At 69.2% G+C, this 18,828-nt stretch carries 17 protein-coding genes; all 17 read left to right on the top strand.

The features are described 5' to 3' along the window. On the top strand, positions 1-622 hold a 622-nt coding region (locus VFE28_05420), incomplete at its 5' end, for a 3-dehydroquinate synthase family protein (GenBank protein ID HZM15421.1). A 2-nt stretch (positions 623-624) separates the two neighbouring features. After that, positions 625-1,815: a tetratricopeptide repeat protein gene (locus tag VFE28_05415; GenBank protein HZM15420.1), complete on the top strand. Its 1,191-nt coding sequence runs from the start codon at positions 625-627 to the stop codon at positions 1,813-1,815. Beyond that, entirely contained in the window at positions 1,812-2,270 is a 459-nt protein-coding gene (aroQ, locus tag VFE28_05410) for a type II 3-dehydroquinate dehydratase (protein ID HZM15419.1), read from the top strand. The genes VFE28_05415 and aroQ overlap by 4 nt, the downstream gene beginning before the upstream one ends. Before the next feature lie 83 nt (positions 2,271-2,353). Next, positions 2,354-2,824 carry an acetyl-CoA carboxylase biotin carboxyl carrier protein gene (gene accB / locus VFE28_05405; protein HZM15418.1) on the top strand — a complete coding sequence of 157 codons (471 nt, stop codon included), beginning with the start codon at positions 2,354-2,356 and terminating at the stop codon, positions 2,822-2,824. Between the two features lie 79 nt (positions 2,825-2,903). Next, positions 2,904-4,043, top strand: coding sequence for a type IV pilus twitching motility protein PilT (locus VFE28_05400; GenBank protein HZM15417.1), 1,140 nt, complete (start codon positions 2,904-2,906; stop codon positions 4,041-4,043). Between the two features lie 49 nt (positions 4,044-4,092). Continuing rightward, positions 4,093-5,454: an acetyl-CoA carboxylase biotin carboxylase subunit gene (gene accC / locus VFE28_05395; GenBank protein HZM15416.1), complete on the top strand. Its 1,362-nt coding sequence runs from the start codon at positions 4,093-4,095 to the stop codon at positions 5,452-5,454. A 161-nt stretch (positions 5,455-5,615) separates the two neighbouring features. After that, positions 5,616-7,853, top strand: a complete 2,238-nt coding sequence (locus VFE28_05390) for a DNA translocase FtsK (GenBank protein ID HZM15415.1) — start codon at positions 5,616-5,618, stop codon at positions 7,851-7,853. 25 nt (positions 7,854-7,878) lie between these two features. Further along, positions 7,879-9,339 (top strand): 30S ribosomal protein S12 methylthiotransferase RimO, encoded by a 1,461-nt coding sequence (rimO, locus tag VFE28_05385; protein ID HZM15414.1) that lies wholly within the window; start codon positions 7,879-7,881, stop codon positions 9,337-9,339. A gap of 124 nt (positions 9,340-9,463) precedes the next feature. Further along, entirely contained in the window at positions 9,464-10,108 is a 645-nt protein-coding gene (locus VFE28_05380) for a hypothetical protein (GenBank protein ID HZM15413.1), read from the top strand. A 39-nt stretch (positions 10,109-10,147) separates the two neighbouring features. Beyond that, positions 10,148-10,897, top strand: coding sequence for a tetratricopeptide repeat protein (locus VFE28_05375; protein HZM15412.1), 750 nt, complete (start codon positions 10,148-10,150; stop codon positions 10,895-10,897). Between the two features lie 14 nt (positions 10,898-10,911). Continuing rightward, positions 10,912-11,691 carry an outer membrane protein assembly factor BamD gene (bamD, locus tag VFE28_05370; GenBank protein HZM15411.1) on the top strand — a complete coding sequence of 260 codons (780 nt, stop codon included), beginning with the start codon at positions 10,912-10,914 and terminating at the stop codon, positions 11,689-11,691. 4 nt (positions 11,692-11,695) lie between these two features. After that, a complete protein-coding gene (nadD, locus tag VFE28_05365) occupies positions 11,696-12,292 on the top strand; it encodes a nicotinate (nicotinamide) nucleotide adenylyltransferase (protein HZM15410.1) in 597 nt (198 codons plus the stop codon). Next, on the top strand, positions 12,289-14,967 hold the full coding sequence (polA, locus tag VFE28_05360; protein ID HZM15409.1) for a DNA polymerase I: 2,679 nt from the start codon (positions 12,289-12,291) through the stop codon (positions 14,965-14,967). The genes nadD and polA overlap by 4 nt, the downstream gene beginning before the upstream one ends. Further along, positions 14,967-15,593, top strand: a complete 627-nt coding sequence (coaE, locus tag VFE28_05355; protein ID HZM15408.1) for a dephospho-CoA kinase — start codon at positions 14,967-14,969, stop codon at positions 15,591-15,593. The genes polA and coaE overlap by 1 nt, the downstream gene beginning before the upstream one ends. Beyond that, a protein-coding gene (prfB, locus tag VFE28_05350; GenBank protein ID HZM15407.1) for a peptide chain release factor 2 occupies positions 15,578-16,694 on the top strand; the annotation gives its coding sequence in 2 pieces (ribosomal slippage) (positions 15,578-15,640 and positions 15,642-16,694; 1,116 coding nt in all). The genes coaE and prfB overlap by 16 nt, the downstream gene beginning before the upstream one ends. Before the next feature lie 14 nt (positions 16,695-16,708). Further along, positions 16,709-18,193, top strand: a complete 1,485-nt coding sequence (gene lysS, locus VFE28_05345; GenBank protein ID HZM15406.1) for a lysine--tRNA ligase — start codon at positions 16,709-16,711, stop codon at positions 18,191-18,193. A 10-nt stretch (positions 18,194-18,203) separates the two neighbouring features. Then, positions 18,204-18,828 (top strand): ABC transporter permease (locus tag VFE28_05340; protein ID HZM15405.1); only part of this gene is annotated, 625 nt, incomplete at its 3' end.

The following is an 18,828-nucleotide window of genomic DNA, read 5'->3' as shown; positions in this document are numbered from 1 at the left end:
GCACGTGCTCGTGGGCACGGATTTCCTCCGGACGCTGCCGGAGCGCGAACGCAAGAGCGGGCTCGGAGAGATCGTGAAATACGCCATGATCGCCGATCGGGCTCTCTTCCGCGCCCTGGAGCGCAGCGATCCTGAGCGACTCGGACGGGAGCCTCGGGCCGATGCTAGACTGGTGGCGCGCTGCTGCCGGATCAAGGCGCGCGTCGTCGCCGCCGATCCCTGGGAGCGTGGGCAGCGCGGGGTGCTCAACTTCGGTCACACCGTCGGGCACGCGCTGGAAGCAGCAGCACCCGGAGATCTGACCCACGGCGAAGCGGTGGGCCTCGGCATGTTGGTTGCCACCGCGGTCGCCGAGATGAACGGCGTGGCGCAGGAAGCCATGCACGAGCGCCTCGAAGCGCTGCTGCAGCACCTCGGTCTGCGGACGCGCGCACCTTGGGAGCCGTCGTTGCCGCGGCTGCGCCGCTTCCTCGGGCGCGACAAGAAGGCGCGTTCCGGCCGACTGCATTTCGTGCTGACGCCGCGCATCGGCGCCTGCAGCATTGGGCACGTCGTCGGTGAAGAGATCCTAGAGCGCGCCCTGGCTCGGATCTCGCCGCGGCGGCCACCGACCAGGAGGTGAAGGTGGAAGCACCACGGTCCGCCGGTCTCGACGCCCTGCTGGCGGCGTATCGCGTGGCGCCGGAAGGAAAGATCTTCGCGCCCCTGGCCGACGCTTACCGCCGCGCCGGCCGTCTCGAGGATGCAGCTCAGGTTCTCGAGAAGGGGACGGCGATGCACCCCGACTATGTTTCGGCTCTGGTGCTCCTGGCGCTGGTGCAACGCGACCTCGGGCACGACACCGACGCCGAAGCGACCCTCGATCGAGTTCTCGCCCTGGACCCGGAAAACTTGGTGGCCTTGAAGAGCCGCGCTACCCGGGCTCTCGTGCAAGGTGAAGCGACGCGCGCCGAAGCGCTGGTGGAAAAACTCTACGGCCTGGATCCGTACGATCGCGACACGCAGGAGCTGCGCGATGCCGTGCGCGCCCAGCGGAACCCGCCGCCCTTCCCGTCCGCCGCCGCACCGGAAATGCCGCCGGCAGCGACCCTGCCGCGGCGCGAGCCGCCGCGCCCGGCGCCAGCACCTTCGCCGCCGTCCGCGGCCGCGCCCTGGAACCAGCCACCGACTGCCGCGCCGACACCGGCACCGCCGACGCCACTTCGCCTCGAGCGCCCGGCGGCGAGCCTGTCACCGCCCACGGCAGGCTCCGCGCCGCCTTCGGCGCCGCCGTCTTCGCCATCGATCCCCGCGCCCAGCGAGTGGGATGTGCAACGGGATGCGGACCGCATCGTCATCCGCCCGCGGCCGCTCTCTGGGGCGACACCGTTGCCGACGCCGAGCCCACCGCGAAGCGACGAATTCTCCACCCTGACGCTGGCGCGCATCTACGAGTCTCAGGGTTATGTCGACAAGGCCATGGCGATCTACGTCGAGCTGCAACGCCGCCAGCCGGGGAATCCGGAAGTCGAAGCGCGCTTGCAGGCCCTCCGCCAGCGCGCCGCGGCGTCGCCCCCGCCGCCGGATGCGGCCGCCGCCGCGGCGCAGGCACGCTGGCGACTCCTCGAGGCGGAGACGCCGTCGGAACCGCCGCAGCAGCAAGCCGCCGCTTTGCGCGACCTCACCGAGACGGTGCGCGAGCGCGAGCGAAGCAAGCATCACACCCAGATCGGCAGGCCGCCGGAGGCGCCGCCTCCGAGCCCGGTGGCGCCGGCAGAGGAACCGGACTTCGAGCGCTTCTTGCGCTACGTGCGCTCCCTGAAGCGGGTGAGGTGAGAGTGCACCGCTTCCTCCTCTTGCAGGGACCGAACTTGAACCTCCTCGGCCAGCGGGAGCCGGAGCTCTACGGCAGCCTGACCCTCGCCGCCCTGGAAGCGCGACTGGGGGAGCGGGCGCGACAGTGGGAGGATCTGGAGCTGCGTTCCTTCCAGTCCAACAGCGAAGGCGCGCTCCTCGACTGGCTGCATACGGAAGCCCCGCGAGCGCACGGGCTCATCCTCAATCCCGGCGGCTTGACGCACACCAGCGTCTGCCTGCGGGACGCCGTGGCCGCGGTCGGCCTGCCCGCCATCGAGGTGCATCTCACGAACATCGACGCCCGGGAACACTTCCGGCGCCGCTCGTTGCTGGCGCCAGTGTGCGTCGGCAGCATCCGCGGCCTCGGTGCTTTCGGTTACGAAGCGGCTCTGGAGGCGCTGGCGCAGCGCGCCGGCTTGCGGCGCCGCTCCTGACCCTGCGCTTGCCGGGCCCTAGCGGGTGTGTTACAAGGCCATGCGTTGCCGCGCCCTGAAGAGCGCCGGCGCCGGAGGCTTCCATGCGCGATGGTCGCATCGAGTACCTGATCCGCCTGGTGGAGAAGAGCGACATCGTCGAGCTGGAGATCACCGAGGGTTGGGGCCACAAGATCCGCATCACCAAGACGATCCACCCCGCCCCGGCCATGCCCGTGGTCGCCGCTCCCGGCATCCCGGCGCCCGCGCCAGCGCCGCTGCCGGCGGAGCCCGCGGCGGTGCAAGCGCCGTCGGTGCTGGAGGACGCGAACCTGATCAAGGTCGTGTCGCCCATGGTGGGGACCTTCTACCGCGCTGCCTCTCCGGATGCACCGGCCTTCGTCGACGTCGGCAGCCAGGTGCAACCGGGGCAGACGCTCTGCATCATCGAGGCGATGAAGATCATGAACGAGATCGCCTCCGAGGTGGCAGGCAGCGTCCGCAAGATCCTGGTGGACAACGGCCAGCCGGTGGAGTTCGGTCAGACCCTCTTCTTGGTGGAAAAATCCGCCTGACTCTCCAGCCTGTCCGCCCTGGTGCTCTTCTTGCACCGCCGGCACGGCGAGCTCGTCGGCTCGCCGCCGGAGGTGGACCTTGAACATCCGCACCGTTCTGGAACGCATGATCTCCCTGGGTGCCTCGGACCTGCACCTGAAGTCGGGGGTGGCGCCGGTGGCGCGGGTGCACGGAGTCCTGACGCCCCTCGACTTTCCGGCGCCCAAACCGGCGGAGCTCGAAGAGGTGGCGCATCAGGTCCTGACGCCGGCGCAAAAGGAGCTCTTCGAGAGCACCCGGGAAGTGGACTTCGCCTTCGGCGTCTCCGGCTTGGCGCGTTTCCGCGCCAACTTCTTCGTCCAGCGCGGCTCCATCTCCATGGTCTACCGACACGTGTCCACCACCGTACCCCGCCTCGAGGACCTCAACCTGCCGTCGCTGCTGGGAGACCTGGCGATGCGCAAACGCGGCTTGATCCTGGTGACCGGGACCACCGGGAGCGGCAAGTCCACGACCTTGGCGGCCATGATCGGGCGCATCAACCAGGCGCTGCCGCTCAACATCATCAGCATCGAGGATCCCATCGAGTTCCTGCACCGTGACTCGAGCGGGCTCATCCAGCAGCGCGAGGTCGGCTCGGACACCGCGAGCTTCCACGTGGCCCTGCGTCACATCTTGCGCCAGGATCCGGACGTCATCATGATCGGCGAGATTCGCGATCGCGAAACCATGGAGATCGCCCTCACCGCCGCCGACACCGGGCACCTGGTGCTGTCGACGCTGCACACCATCGATTCCACGCAAACCATCAACCGCATCATCTCCTTCTTCGAGCCGCACCAGCACCAGGAGATCCGCTACTTGCTCGCCTCGACCCTACAGGCGGTGATCTCGCAGCGCTTGGTGCGCCGCACCGACGGCCTGGGCCGCGTTCCCGCCGTGGAAGTGATGGTGACCACCGCCACCATCCGCGATTACATCCTCGATCCGGAGAAGACGCCGCTCATCCGCCAGGCGGTGCAGGAAGGTGTGGTGCAGTACGGCATGCAGACTTTCGACCAGGCCCTGATGGCGCTGGTCATGGAAGGGCGGATCAGCCGCGAGGAAGGTCTCGAGGCCAGCTCCAACCCCCACGAGTTGGCCTTGCGCATGGGCGGCGTGCAGTCCTCCAGCGACCAGACCTGGAACCGCTTCGAATCGACCGCCACCGCTCTCGCCGAACGCGGTCCCCGTCTCTGAACCCGGGAGCGCGTTCGGCAGCTCCAGAGGCCGTGCTACACTGCCCGCCGTGTTCAGGAAGATCCTCATCGCGAACCGAGGCGAGATCGCCCTCCGCATCATCCGCGCTTGCAAGGAACTCGGTATCGACACCGTGGCGGTGCACTCCGAGGCGGATGCGGACTCGCTGCACGTCAAGTTCGCCGACGAGAGCGTCTGCATCGGTCCGAGCCCGAGCGCCGAGAGCTACTTGAAGATCCCCAGCATTCTTGCCGCCGCGGAGATCACCGGCGCCGACGCCGTCCATCCGGGCTACGGGTTCCTGGCGGAAAACGATCAGTTCGCCGCCGTGGTGCAATCCAGCGGCCTCACCTGGATCGGGCCCCAGCCCGAGGTCATCCGACAGATGGGGGACAAGGCCGCGGCGCGACGTCTCATGCACGCAGCGCACGTCCCCATCGTCCCCGGCACGCCGGGGGTGGTGGCGGACGAGGAAACCGCCCTGGCTTTCGCTGCCCAAGCGGGGTACCCGGTCATCGTCAAGGCGGTGGCGGGCGGCGGCGGCCGGGGCATGCGCGTCGCCCACGACGGGGGGGAGCTGCGGGCGGCGCTGCCGACGGCGCGGGCGGAGGCGGAGAAAGCCTTCGGCAACCCGGATGTCTACATCGAGAAGTACTTGAGCCAACCGCGGCACGTGGAAATCCAGCTGCTCGGCGACAAGCATGGCAACGTGGTGCATCTGGGCGAGCGGGACTGTTCCTTGCAGCGCCGGCACCAGAAGCTCATCGAGGAATCCCCCTCGCCGGCGGTGGACGAGAAACTGCGGCGCAAGCTCGGCGAGGCGGCGGTGCGCGGCGCCCGGCGCGTCGGCTACGACTCCGCCGGCACCATGGAGTTCCTCCTGGACGCCGATGGCAGCTTCTTCTTCATGGAGATGAACACGCGCATCCAGGTGGAGCACCCGGTGACCGAGCTCGTCACGGGCATCGACATCGTCAAGGAGCAGATCGCCAGCGCCGCCGGCGAGCCGCTGCGCTTGAAGCAAGGGGACGTGCACTTCACCGGTCACGCCATCGAGGTGCGCATCAACGCCGAGGACCCACGGCGCGATTTCCGTCCTTCTCCGGGAACCATCGAATTCCTGCACATGCCGGGAGGGATCGGAGTGCGGGTGGACTCGCACATCTATCAGGGCTACACCATCGGGCCCTGGTACGACTCCCTGCTCGCCAAGCTGGTGGTGCACGGCCGCGATCGCGTCGAGGCCATCGCTCGCCTACAGCGCGCCCTGGCCGAATGCCTCATCCTCGGTGTCTCCACCACCACCGAGTTCAGTCTCGAGCTCGTGAGTTCCGACATCTTCCAGAAGGGCCAGGCGACGACGCGCTCGGTGGAAACCTTCCTCGCTGCCGGCGCCGCCGGGCCGGTGTGAGCGCACGCCCGGAGGTCTGGATTTCCTGACCGGGGCCCCCGTGGGCACGCCGCGCCTCCATACGGGACGTTTCTTCGTTCCGCTTGCGAGCCCACTGCCGCATCTGCCACAGTCCGCCTGCCCGCTGCGGCATGCGGCGGCGCGGCGCCGTGGGGGGTGCGATGCGGGAGAGGCTGTTGCGCGGCGGCGCCCTCGGTGCGCTCTTCCTGTTCTTCGCGTTCTCGTGGCTCACCTACACGCCGTCCTTGTGGCCGGCCCCGGTGAGCTGGCACACGCTCTCCACCACCGCCCATCCCTGCGGTCCCCTCGGCTTGCTCCTGGCCCACGCTGCGGTGAGCCTGCTCGGTCGCGTCTTCTCTGTCCTTCTCGTCGCCGCTCTCGGCGTCGTGGCCCTTTCGATCCTGTGGAGCTGGAAGAAGCAGCGGCACCTCCGCCTGCAGCTGCGCTTGCTGGCTCTCGCGGCGCTCGGCACCGCCACCCTCGAGCTCGCGGCGAGCGATGGGGCAGGGGGCAGCGTCGGCCGGCTGGAGATCCAGGTGATCGCGGCGCTGGTGGGTCGGGCCGGCACCATCCTTTTGGTCGCAGCGCTGCTGGCGTTGCTGCTGCTGCGCTACGGCACCCCGGTGCTCCGTCTCCTGCACGGACGGGCCGGTTTCCTGCATGCTCTTTGCGCCCGCAGCGGCCGCGCCGCGCTGGACCTCGGCGCCCGTCTCGGCGCGCCACTCCACGCCTGGCTGTTGCCGGACGGGAGCACGGCCGCGCCGGCGCTCCTGACCGTACCCGCCGCCGAGCTGCGCCCGCCGCCGCGGCCCGCCGCCGAGACGCGGCCGCGTCCGCCGGTGGAGTTGCCACCGCGCATTCGTGATCTCTGCACGCCACCGGCGCCGCGCGTCGCCGCCGTACCCGGCAGCCAGCCGGCCAGCGAGCGCGACGAACCGCGACCGCGCGCCCGGGCCGCAACCCGCTACGTTTGCCCGCAGCTCGAGATCCTGAACGAAGCGGCGGCGGCGCCGCTCGGCGCCAGCGACGACGAGTACCTGCGGCTGTCCCGCACCCTGGAGGAGAAGCTCGCCGACTTCGGCATCGGCGGGCGGGTGTCGGAGGTGCAGCCGGGCCCGGTGATCACGACCTACGAGTTCGAGCCCGCGGCGGGCATCAAGGTCAGTCAGGTGACGAGCCGCGTCGACGATCTCGCCATGGCGCTGCGGGCCCAATCGATCCGCATGGTCGCACCCATCCCCGGGAAGGCGGCCATCGGCATCGAGATCCCCAACGGCAAGAGCCATGTCGTGGCGCTGCGGGAGATCATGCAATCCTGGTCCGACGATCTGCATGTCGGCGCCCTGGGGCTGGCGCTCGGCAAGACCGTGAGCGGCGCTCCTTTCTTCGCTGATCTCGCCGCCATGCCGCATCTCCTCGTCGCCGGCGCCACCGGTTCGGGGAAAAGCGTTTGCATCAACGTCATCCTCTGCAGCCTGCTGCTGCGTCACGACCCCAACGAGGTGAAGCTCCTCCTGGTGGATCCCAAGATGCTGGAGCTCAACGCTTACCGGGACATCCCGCACCTCTTGCACCCCGTGGTGACCGACCCGAAGGAAGCCTACAAGGCCTTGCACTGGATGACGGCGGAGATGGAGCGGCGCTACCGCGAGCTGGCCCGTGCCGGCGTGCGCAACATCGTCGGCTACAACAAGAAAGTGCGCGCCGGAGAACTGCAGGGCGAGGCAGGGGGCGAGCACGACCTGCTGCCCTATGTCGTGGTGGTGGTGGACGAGCTGGCGGACCTGATGATCCAGGTGGGTGGCGAGATCGAAACCCCCATCGCCCGTCTCGCCCAGATGGCTCGGGCGGTGGGCATCCATCTCGTGGTGGCGACCCAGCGTCCCTCGGTGGACGTGATCACCGGGGTCATCAAGGCGAACTTCCCCTGCCGCATCGCCTTCCAGGTCTCGTCGCGGGTCGATTCACGCACCATCCTGGACGGCAACGGCGCCGAGAGTCTGCTCGGGCGCGGCGACATGCTCTTCCTGCCCGGCGGGCGGCCGACACCGATCCGCTTGCACGGCGCCTTCGTCAGCGTCGAGGAGTGCGAGCGCGTCGCGGCGCACTGGCGCGCCTTCGGCCAACCTGGAGGGCAGCTGGATCTCGACGATGCCCGGGGTGGCGCGGCCGGCGAGGCCTCGGGGGACGACGATCTCTTCGAGGCGGCCCGCGAGCTCGTCGTCAGCAGCGGCGTCGCTTCGGTTTCCTATTTGCAGCGCCGCTTGAAGGTGGGGTATTCTCGGGCTGCCAGGATCATGGACATGCTCGAGGAAGCCGGCGTCGTGGGTCCGGCCCTGGGCGCCAAGGCACGCGAGATCCTAGAGCGACCCGAAGACCTGCCACAGAACGTCGAGTGACCTTTTTGCCTGCCCCCGTGGTGACATGATCCCCGTTCTGCCCGAGGCCGCGCCCGGCGCGCCGGCACCCACCCTGGCCGGCCTGCGCGTCTACCTGGACTCACTCGGATGCGCCAAGAACCTGGTGGATTCCGAGGCCACCTTGGGGCTGCTGGCCGCCGCCGGCGCCGCCCCGGTGGAAGATCCCGCCGCGGCGGAGATCCTCCTGGTCAACACCTGCGGCTTCCTCGAGGCCGCCCGGGAGGAATCCATCCAGCGCATCCTGGAGCTGGCGGCACAGAAGTCCTATGGGCGGGCCCGCGTCCTCGGCGTCCTTGGTTGCCTGGTGTCGCGGGCGCCGGCCGAGCTGGCGGCAGCGCTGCCAGAGGTGGATGTCTGGCTGCCGGCGGGAGCGCAGGGCACGCTGTGCGCCAGCCTGGAGGCGGTGCTGGCGCGGCAGCCGGCGCCGCAACTCCGCGCCGCCGCGGATCGCTCGGGGAGCCGACGGGCACCGAGCGGCGCCTTCGCCGGCTTCGGCAGCCGGGTGTTGTTGACACCGGCGCACACCGCCTATCTCAAGATCTCCGAAGGCTGCAGCAACAAGTGCAGCTTCTGCTCCATCCCGCTCATGCGCGGCACCCAGCGCAGCCGCAGCCTCGAAGCGCTGGTGGCGGAGGCGGAGGGCCTCGCCGCGCGCGGCGTCCGCGAGCTGCATTTGGTCGCCCAAGATCTCACCCACTACGGTTTCGATCTGCCCGGACGGCCCGATCTCCTCGATCTGGTGACCGCGCTGCACGGGATCGACGGCATCGAATGGTTGCGTCTGCTGTACGCGCACCCGAGCCATCTCACGCCGCGCCTGTCCCAGGGGCTATTCCAACTCCCGAAGATGACGCGCTATCTGGATATGCCGGTGCAGCACGCCTCGACGCGCCTGCTCCGGGCCATGCACCGGCCCTACACGGCGACCTCGTTGCGCCGCCAGTTCCTGGAGCTCCGCCAGCGCATCCCGGGCCTGACACTGCGCACCTCCGTGATCGTCGGCTTTCCCGGGGAAGGGGAGAGCGATTTCCTCGCTCTCGTGCGCTTCCTCGAGGAAATCCAGTTCGATCGGCTGGGCATCTTCACCTACTCCCGCGAGCCCGGCACCCCGGCCTACGGGTTGGCCGGGAGGCCGCGCGCCAGCACCGTGTCCGAGCGGCTGCAAGCTTTGACGGAATTGCAAATGCACCTGGCGGCGCAACGCGCCCGGGCCCGGGTGGGGACGCGGGCGCGAGTGCTGGTGGACGCACGACTCGAGAAGAATGCAGAGGAAACCTCGCCGTTCGCCCGCGGTGCCGTGGCCATCGGGCGCAGCGAGGGAGAAGCGCTGGACATCGATGGTCTCGTGTTCCTGGAGGGTGGTCCCGACCTCCAACCGGGTCGATTCGTCGACGTCGAGATCCTCGACGCCGACGTGCACGACCTGCGCGGGCGGGTCTTGCCGCACTCCGCGGTCAGCGTCTGAAGTGCTTTGTCCGTGCGTTGTTGCCGCGCTGGTCCCGGGCTCTTCTCCTTGACTTGGCCCGACCCCTGCACCTTAACTTGAGGTGGCCGTGCCCCCGCGAGGGCTCGACCGAGGAGGAGAGTCCTTGCGACGGATGCGGACCGCGATGCTGCGGGTGTGGCTCGGTGGCGCCGTCATCGCCGGTTTCGGGACACTCTCCGCCCAGGAAGGGCCGGTCACCAACTTCGACCTGGTGCGCGATGCGGCGCGCTCCGCCTGCCGTGACCTGAGCGGCAAGCTGCCGGAGTCGCAGCGTGGCAGCATGCTGGCAGTGCACAGCGTCGGGAGCCACGACGGCTCCTTCATGGTGGAAAACACCCTCACGGCCGAGCTTGCCGTGGCCGGATTCCAGGTGCGCGCGCTGCCCGATTCCACCGGGCCGGTGCTCGAGTTCGAGGTCGTGGATCTAGGGATCACCTACACTCGTAGCTGGCGCCATGCGTGGCTGGGGGAGAAGCGCGTGGCGCGCGAGGCCCGGGCTCGAATCTTCGCCCGCCTCCTGGATCAAGACACGGGCGGCATCCTCTGGGGCGAGCAAGCAGAGGCCAAGGTGGTGGACGAGATCGCACAAGAGGATCTGCCGTCGGTGGAGGAGAAAGGCAGCTCCGATTACCTGAAAGCGACGTTGCCCCCGCAGGGCTGGAACAAGCTCGTCGAGCCCGTGGTGGTGACGGGCATCGTCGTCGGCCTGATTGTGCTCTTCTTCGCCAACCAGGACACCTCCAACTGAGGCGAGACGTAAGGCGCGGGCGGCAAGAAAGGGACGGCATTGGACCCACAGCAGGCGCTGGCGCAAGGTCGCCACCTCATCGGCCTCGGCCGTTTCGCCGACGCGGTGCGTCTCCTGCAACAGGCGGCCTACCATCGGCCGGAGTGGCCGGACGTGCAGCATCAGCTGGCACTGGCGCTGTCGCTCGCCGGTGAGCCGCTGCGCGCCGAGTCGCACCTGCAGCGCGCGCTGGAGCTGCACCCGGACTACGCCGAGGCGCATCTGAACCTCGCCATCCTTCTCTTCGAGCGCGGCGCCTATCAGGTCGCCCGGGAACATCTGCGCGCCTTCGACCGGCTGGTGCACAAGAGCGGTGGCCACTTGCCAGAAGCAGCACTGGACGATCTGGCCCAGCGCCACGCGGCGCTGGCCGAGCGCTACAAGAGCTACGGCCTGCTGGACGAAGCGGAGGAAGAAATGCGGCGCGCGCTCCGCCTCTGCCCGGGATACGGCGATTGGCGTTTGCGCTTGGCGCGCTTGCTCTTCGAGCGCGGCCAGTTCGCCGCCGCCGGAGAACAGCTGGAGCTGGTGCTGCGCGCCCGCCCCGAGCTCGACGAAGCCCGCTTGCTCCAAGGGCGGCTGGCGTCGGCACAGGGCGATACGGAAGCGGCCCGCGCGGCCTGGAAGCTCGTCCGCGACGGCTCGGCAGCGGCACAAGCGCGCGCGCTCCTGGACGCCCTGGAAGAGAGCCGGCCGGCGGCGCGCTGGGTCGCCGGCGGCGACGACGACCTCTCCTGGGGAGCACGGTGAAGGCGCGGTGGCGCATGCGCCTGCGTCTCCTGCTTGCTCTGGCCTGCGGCGCGGCCCTCTGTCTCCCGAGCGCCTGTGGCTTGCCCCCGATCCCGGTGGGCAAGACCTCGGAGCGTTACGAGTTCGAGGTCGGCCGGGTGGCACTGGAAGCGAAACAGTATCTGGAGGCGCAAACCCACTTGAAGCGCTTCCTGGACGCACACCCCGGGCACGCGCTCGCCGATTCGGCGCAATTCCTCCTCGGTCAGGCGCAGTTCAAGAGCCGCTCGTACGCCGAGGCGGCGGTGGAGTATTCCATCCTAGTGCGGGAGTTCCCGCGCAGCGAGCTGCGTGACGACGCGGCCTATCAGGAGTGCTTCTGCTACTTCTCCCAGATGCGCAAGCCCCAGCTCGATGCCACCTTCGCGCTGCGGGCACGGGATTGCCTGAACGATTTCTTGATCCGCTACCCCGAGTCGCCGCAGGGGAAGGAGGCGTCGGAGCGACTCGCCGATATCGCCAATCAGCTGGCGGAAAAGGAGTACGAGCTGGGCAAGACCTGGACGAACATGAAGCGCTACGAGGCGGGTCTCATCTGGTTCGACGAGGTGCTGACGCAGTATCCGACCAGCCGCTGGGTGCCGGACGCCTTGCTCTGGAAAGCGCGCTGCCAGGAAAAGCTGGGCCAAGCCGCAGAGGCGGAAGCGACTTACCAGCGCCTGCTCGCCGATTTTCCCACCCACCGCGCTGCCGAACAGGCCCGGCGCACGCGGCCGCGGCCAACCGCGGACACCGCCCCGCCAACGCCCAGGTAGCGCCATGCGCGTCGCCCTCTTCGGAGGCAGCTTCGATCCAGTGCACCAGGGACACCTGCTGGTGGCGGAGTTCCTGCGCCAGCGGGAAAGGTTGGATCGCGTCGTCTTCATCCCCGCCTGGCGGTCACCGCTCAAACCGCGCAGCCGCGGCAGCCCGGCGGCGCGCCTCGCCATGCTGCGCCTCGCCGTGCGCGGCAATCCCGCTTTCCGCTTGAGCACCATGGAACTCCGTCGCGGCGGTCCTTCCTTCACCATCGACACGGTGCGCCTCTGGCGGCGGCGGCAGCGGCAGCGGCAGCGACCCTTCCTTCTCTTGGGCGGCGACGCCTTGCTCGAGCTGCACACCTGGCGTGACTGGCGCGACCTGCTCCAGGAAGCGCGCCTGCTGGTCTTCGCCCGCCCCGGCGCAGCGGCAGCGCGGCGGCGGGCCCGGTCCCTCGGCCTGCCCTACCACGAGGTGGCGCTGTGCTCCACCTCGAGCTCGGCGCTGCGCTCCTCGTTGCGCCGGCAGCGCAGCATCCGCTACCAGGTACCGGAGCCGGTGCGGCGCTACATCGAGAAGCACCGTCTCTACGGCTGGCGGGGTGAGGAGCGCCCATGAAGGTGCTGCTTCTCGACGGCACCGGTCTCGCCTATCGCTCGTACTATGCCTTCGTGCGCCACCCGCTGCGCACTTCCCGCGGCGAGGAGACGAGTCTCACCTTCGCTTTCGTCAACACCTTGCTCAAGCTCCTGGAACGCAAGACTCCGGAGCGCGCTTGCATCGTCTTCGACGCCCCGGGACCCACCTTCCGCCATCTCCTGGATACGGAATACAAGGCGGGGAGACCCGCCATGCCCGACTCCATGCGGGCCCAGCTGCCGCGCTTGCACGAGATGCTCGATGCCTTCCGCTTGCCGCGGCTGCAGATTCCCGGCGTCGAAGCCGACGATGTCCTGGGCACCCTGGCACGTCGCTTCGAGACCCAAGGGGCCCAGGTGGTCCTGGTGACCAGCGACAAGGACTTCCAGCAGCTGCTCTCGGATTCCATCCATCTGCTGCGCTGGCGGCGGACGCCCGGCGACTTGGAGGAGTTCGGTCCGGAAGAGTTGCATGCGGCCCTCGGGCTGCAGCCGGAACAGGTGGTGGATTACCTGGCGCTGTGCGGCGATACGGTGGACAACGTGCCCGGCGTTCCCGGCGTGGGGGAGAAGACGGCGCGCCAGCTCATCGCCGCCCACGGCTCGCTGGATGCGCTCTACGCCCACTTGGAGCAAGTGCCGAGCGCCGCCTTGCGCCGCAAGCTGGAGGCAGGCCGGCAGAGTGCGGTGCAGTCCCGGGAACTGCTGCGCTTGGTCACCGACGTGCCCCTCGAGCTCGACCCCGCCACGCTGGTGTGGGAAGAACCGGACTGGCCGCGGCTCAGGGCGCTGCTCCGGGAGCTGGAGTTCTTCCAGTTGCTGCGCCAGCTGCCGGCGGCGCCGCGCGGCAGCACCGCGCCACCAGAGCTCCACGCCGTCGACGACGCCGCCGGCCTCGCCGCCATGGCGCAGGCTCTTGCCGCCGCGCCGAGCCTGGCGTTGCTGCCCGAGCTGGAAGCAGGCAGCGGACGCCTGCGCGCCCTCGGCCTGGCGCCGGCGCCGGACACCGCCTTTGTCCTCCGCCTCGCCGACAGCAGCGGCCAGCTGCCGCTCGGCGGTCTGGGATTGCTGCCCGGGCCGGAAGCGGGCTGGTCCTGGGAGGCTTTGCGTCCGGTGCTCGGGCCTGTACTCGCCCGCTCGGACCTCTGCAAGGTCGGGCACGATCTCAAGTCTGTCGCCGTGCAGCTCGAGCCGGCGGCGCTTGCCCTCGCGCCCCCGTGGTTCGACACCATGGTGGCGGCCTATGTGCTCGAGCCGTCGCGGGCGGCGCCTGCTCTCGAAACCTTGGCGGCCCAACACCTGGACACCCACCTGGAGAGCACCGCCGGGTCGGCGTCGGCCCGCCTCGAACTGCTGCAGCGTCTCGGCCGCCGCGCCGTGGCCTTGCGGCGCCTGGTCGAACCACTCAGCGAACGTCTCACCGCCGAGCACCTGCTGCCCTTGTTCGAGACCGTCGAGATGCCCCTCGCCGCAGTGCTCCTCGACATGGAACGCTGCGGGGTGAAGGTGGACGAGAAGCGCCTGCGGGAACTGTCGCGGGAGCTGGAAGCGAAGAGCGAGGCGCTGGCGGAAGCGATCTACCGCGCTGCCGGGCGGCGCTTCAACCTGCACTCGCCCCGCCAGCTGGGGGAAGTTCTCTTCGACGACCTGAAGCTGCCGCACGGACGGCGGACCCGTACCGGCTGGAGCACCGACGGGGACGTCCTCGAACGCTTGGCAGAGGAGCACGAGCTGCCGCGCCAAGTGCTCGAGTTCCGCCAACTGACGAAGCTGCACTCCACCTACACCGAAGCGTTGCCGCGTCTGGTGCATCCCCGCACCGGACGCATCCATACCCGCTTCAACCAGACCGTGGCTTCCACCGGGCGGCTGTCGTCGTCGGATCCCAACCTGCAGAACATCCCTACCCGCAGCGAGTGGGGGCGGCGCATTCGCGCCGCTTTCGTCCCTGAAGCGCCGGACGGCAGGCTGCTGTCGGCGGACTATTCCCAGGTGGAGCTGCGCATCATGGCCCATCTCTCCCAGGACCGCGCTTTGCTGCAAGCCTTCCGCAGCGGCGGCGACGTGCACACCTTGACCGCGGCGCGCATCGCCGGCTGCGCGCCGGAAGCGGTGACGCCAGCGCAGCGCGCCGCGGCGAAGACGGTCAACTTCGGGGTCCTCTACGGCATGGGGGCGCGTGGTTTGTCGCAGCAGCTCGGCATCGAGGTCGAGGAAGCCCGGCGCTTCATCGACGAGTACTTCGCCGGCTATCCCGGCGTCCGCGCCTACACCCAGGAAATGGTGCAGCGCGCCCGCGCGCAGGGCCATGTGACCACGCTCCTCGGGCGCAAGCTGTCGCTCCCGGACTTGCAGAGCGCGCACCCGGGGCAACGGGCTTTCGCCGAGCGCGTGGCGGTCAACGCTCCCATCCAGGGCAGCGCCGCCGATCTGATCAAGACCGCCATGGTGCGGGTGCACCGGCGCCTGCAAGCCGGCGGCGGGCGCGCCCGCATGATCCTGCAAGTGCACGACGAGCTCCTCTTCGAAGTGCCGGAAGCGGAAGTGGAGTCGGTGGCCGCGCTGGCGCGCCACGAGATGGAGCATGCCTTGCCTCTTTCCGTGCCTCTGGTGGTAGAGATCGGCAGCGGCCGCAACTGGGCCGAGGCGCACTGATGCGGCGCTACGCCGTGGTCGGGGGCATTGGGGCGGGGAAGTCCACCGTCTGCCGCTTGCTGGCGCGGCACGGCGGCCGCGTCGTGGACGTGGACCGCCTGGGGCACCGCGCGCTGCGCCTGCCGCGGCTGCGCCAACAATTGTCGGCGCGCTTCGGCACTGCTATGTTGGGCCCCGGCGGCGAGGTGGATCGCCGGCGTCTGGGGCGGCGCGTCTTCCGCGACCCTTCCGCCCTGCGGGCCCTCAACGCTCTGGTCCATCCCGAGATCGGCAGGCTGCTGCGCCGGCGCCTGCAGAGCCTCGAACGGCGCGGCGTGCCTTACGTCCTCATCGACGCGGCACTCTTCTTGGAGCTGGATCTGGGCCTGCCCGTGGACGCCGTGGTCGCGGTCACCGCGCCGCGGGCAGTGCGTCGGCAGCGGCTGCTGCAACGGGGCTTGAGTGCAGCGGAGGTCGAGGCGCGCTTGCACAGCCAGCGGCGTCTCGGCGTCTGGACGCGCCGGGCCGACCTCCGCCTCGACAACCGCGGTTCGCGGGCGGATCTCGTGACCCAGGTGGAGGAGCTCTGGCGGCAGCTCGAACGGCGCCGCCGGCAACGTGGAGGACGGGGATGGAAAAGACTCTGAGTCCCGGCGAGCTGCGGCAGCGACTCGATCACCTCAAGGAGTTCCTTTGATCTGCCCCATCGCACCGCGGCGCTTGCCGAGCTCGAGCGCCGCATGGCGGCGGCGGATTTCTGGGAAACACCCCAAGCGGCGCGCGGCGTGCTCGCCGAGGCCAAGCAGCACAAGCTCTGGCTGGAGCCGGTGCAGCGGCTGCAGACGCGCCTGGCGGAGTTGCAGGAGCTAGAAGCTCTGGCGCGCGGCGAGAACGACGCCGCCACCCTGGAGGACGTCCGCGCCGAACTCGAGAGCCTGTCCGGCGAGCTGGAGGCGTTGGAATTCCGCCTCATGCTCGGCGGCGAGGACGACGCCAAGCCTGCATTCCTCTCCATCCATCCCGGTGCCGGTGGGCTCGAGTCGCAGGACTGGGCCGAGATGCTGCTCCGGATGTACACGCGCTTCTGCGAGCGCCACGGCTGGGAAAGCGAGCTCGTCGACCTGCAGGCGGGGGAAGGGGCGGGGATCAAGGACGCCACCTTGGAAGTGCGCGGCGAGTACGCCTACGGCTACTTGAAGGCCGAGAACGGCGTGCATCGGCTGGTGCGCATCTCGCCCTTCGACGCCAACCAGCGCCGGCACACCTCTTTCGCCTCGGTGTACGTCTATCCGGAGGTGGAGGAGGACGCGGAGGTGGAGATCCGCGACGCCGACTTGCGATTGGACACCTTCCGCGCCAGCGGCGCCGGCGGCCAGCACGTCAACAAGACGAACTCCGCGGTGCGTATCACCCACCTGCCGACAAAGATCGTGGTCAGCTGCCAGAGCGAGAGGTCGCAGCACCGCAACCGCGAGACGGCGATGAAGATCCTGCGCGCCCGGCTGTACCAGCACTACCAGGCCCTGGAAGCGGAGAAACGGGCCGAGCGCGAGCCGGAGAAGAAGCAGATCGAATTCGGCCACCAGATCCGCTCCTACGTTTTCCAACCCTATACGCTGGTGAAGGATCACCGCACCGGCATCGACACGAGCAACGTGCAGGCGGTCATGGACGGCGATCTGGATGCATTCGTCGAGGGCTACCTGAAGACGGCGAGCGAGGCCCGCAAAGACGTGCGACCGTCCTGAAGCAAAGAGGTGCCATGGGCCGGCCAGAACAGCTGCAGCAGGAGCGCTTGGAGAAGCTCGACGCCTGGCGGCGGCAAGGCCAGGAACCGTATCCCTATGCTTTCCCGCGCACGCACACCACCGAGCAGGTCCGCGCCCAGGAAGCAGCGCTCGCGGGAGGGGAGGTGGCCCTCGCCGGACGCCTGATGACGCTGCGCGGCCACGGCAAGACCGCCTTCGCTCACCTCCAGGATGGCGGCGGGCGCCTGCAGGTCTACGCCCGGCAGGACGATCTGGGAGAGCCGCGCTTCGCCCTTTGGAGCTTGCTCGAGGTGGGCGACTTCGTCGGCCTGCGGGGGGAAGTCTTCCGCACCCGCACCGGAGAGCTCACGGTGCGCGTCCAGGACTTCCAGCTCCTTGCCAAAGCGCTGCGACCGCTGCCGGACAAATGGCACGGCCTGGCGGACAAGGAAGTGCGCTACCGGCAACGCTACGTCGATCTCATCGTGAACGCCGAGGTGCGCTCCGTGTTCGAGAAGCGCTCCCGTGTGTTCACCGCGATGCGGCGTTTCCTCGAGGCTCGCGGCTGGCTGGAGGTGGAAACGCCGGTGCTGCAGCCCCTCTACGGCGGCGCCACCGCCCGCCCCTTCGCCACCCACCACAACGCCCTCGACATGCCGCTCTTCCTGCGCATCGCTCCGGAGCTCTATCTGAAGCGCCTCCTGGTCGGAGGCTTCGAGGGGGTCTTCGAGTTCGCCCGCAACTTCCGCAACGAAGGCATGGATCGCAGCCACAACCCGGAGTTCACCATGCTGGAGCTCTACGTGGCCTACTGGGACTACCAGGACATGCTGCGGTGCACCGAAGAGCTGCTGGCGAGCACCGCCCAGGCAGTGGCTGGGGGCACCCGACTTCCCTGGGGCGAAGCGAGCCTCGATTTCACCCCGCCCTTCGCCCGCCTGCCTTTCTTCACCGGCCTGGAGCAAGCGACGGGAAAGGATCTGCGCCAGGCAGAGAGCCCCACCTTGCAGGCGGAGGCGCGCCGCCACGGCCTCGAGGGGCGCGAGGGCGCCAGCAGGGGAGAGCTGTTGGAAGCGCTCTTCGGCGCCCTCGTCGAACCGGGCCTCGTGCAGCCCACTTTCGTCCTCGACCACCCGCAGGAGATCTCGCCGCTGGCGAAAGCGCATCGCCACCAAGCCGGACTGGTGGAGCGCTTCGAGCTCTTCGCTGCCGGCATGGAGCTGGCCAACGCTTTCTCCGAGCTCAACGATCCGCTGGAGCAACGGGCACGCTTCGAGGCGCAACGGCGCCTGCGCGCCGGCGGAGCGCTGGAAACCCAACCTCTCGACGAGGACTACCTCCGCGCCCTGGAATACGGCATGCCGCCGGCGGGCGGTCTCGGCGTCGGTATGGACCGCCTGGTCATGCTGCTCACCGACACCCACTCCATCCGCGATGTCCTCCTCTTCCCGGCCATGCGGCCCGAAGCCGCCGGCGAGGGCCCCGCCGGCGACGCCTAGGAAGGACAGCGTGCACTACTCCTGGAAGGTCGGTTTCCGCTACCTGCGGCCGCGGCGGCGGCATTTCCTCATCTCCGTCCTCACCTCGATCGCCACCACCGGGGTCATCTTCGCGGTGGCGGCGCCCCAGATCACCCTCTCGGTGATGAACGGCTTCGAGACCGAAGTGCGCCGGCGCGTGGTCAACACCAACTACCACGTCATCGTGCTGTCCCAGAAACCGTTCACCGACCACGCCGAGACCATGGAGCGCCTGCGCCGTCTGCCCGACGTGGTGGCCCAGTCCCCCTTCGTGCGCCGCGAGGCGATCCTCGTCCTGGGCAGCGGCGCCCGCATCACCCAGCGCTTGCACGGCTGCATCGTTCTCGGCATCGAACCGGAGCTGGAAGCGCAGACCACCCGGGTGATGCAGACCATCAAACCGGATTTCGTGGGCTTCGACACCACGCTCTTCGACGCCGTGGACGCCCGGCATTATCCGGGCATCGTCATCGGCTTCGAGCTGGGCCGCGATCTCGGCGCCAGCCTGGGCGACGTGGTCACCCTGGGAGCGCTGAAGGAGGTGCCGCCGGAAGCACACGGGAAGCTGAAGCCGGAGCAGACCGCCAGAGATTTCCGTGTCGTCGGCTTCATCA

The sequence above is a fragment of the Candidatus Krumholzibacteriia bacterium genome, from assembly GCA_035649275.1.
Lineage (GTDB): Bacteria > Krumholzibacteriota > Krumholzibacteriia.
This window is presented reverse-complemented; position numbering and strand designations above follow the sequence as displayed.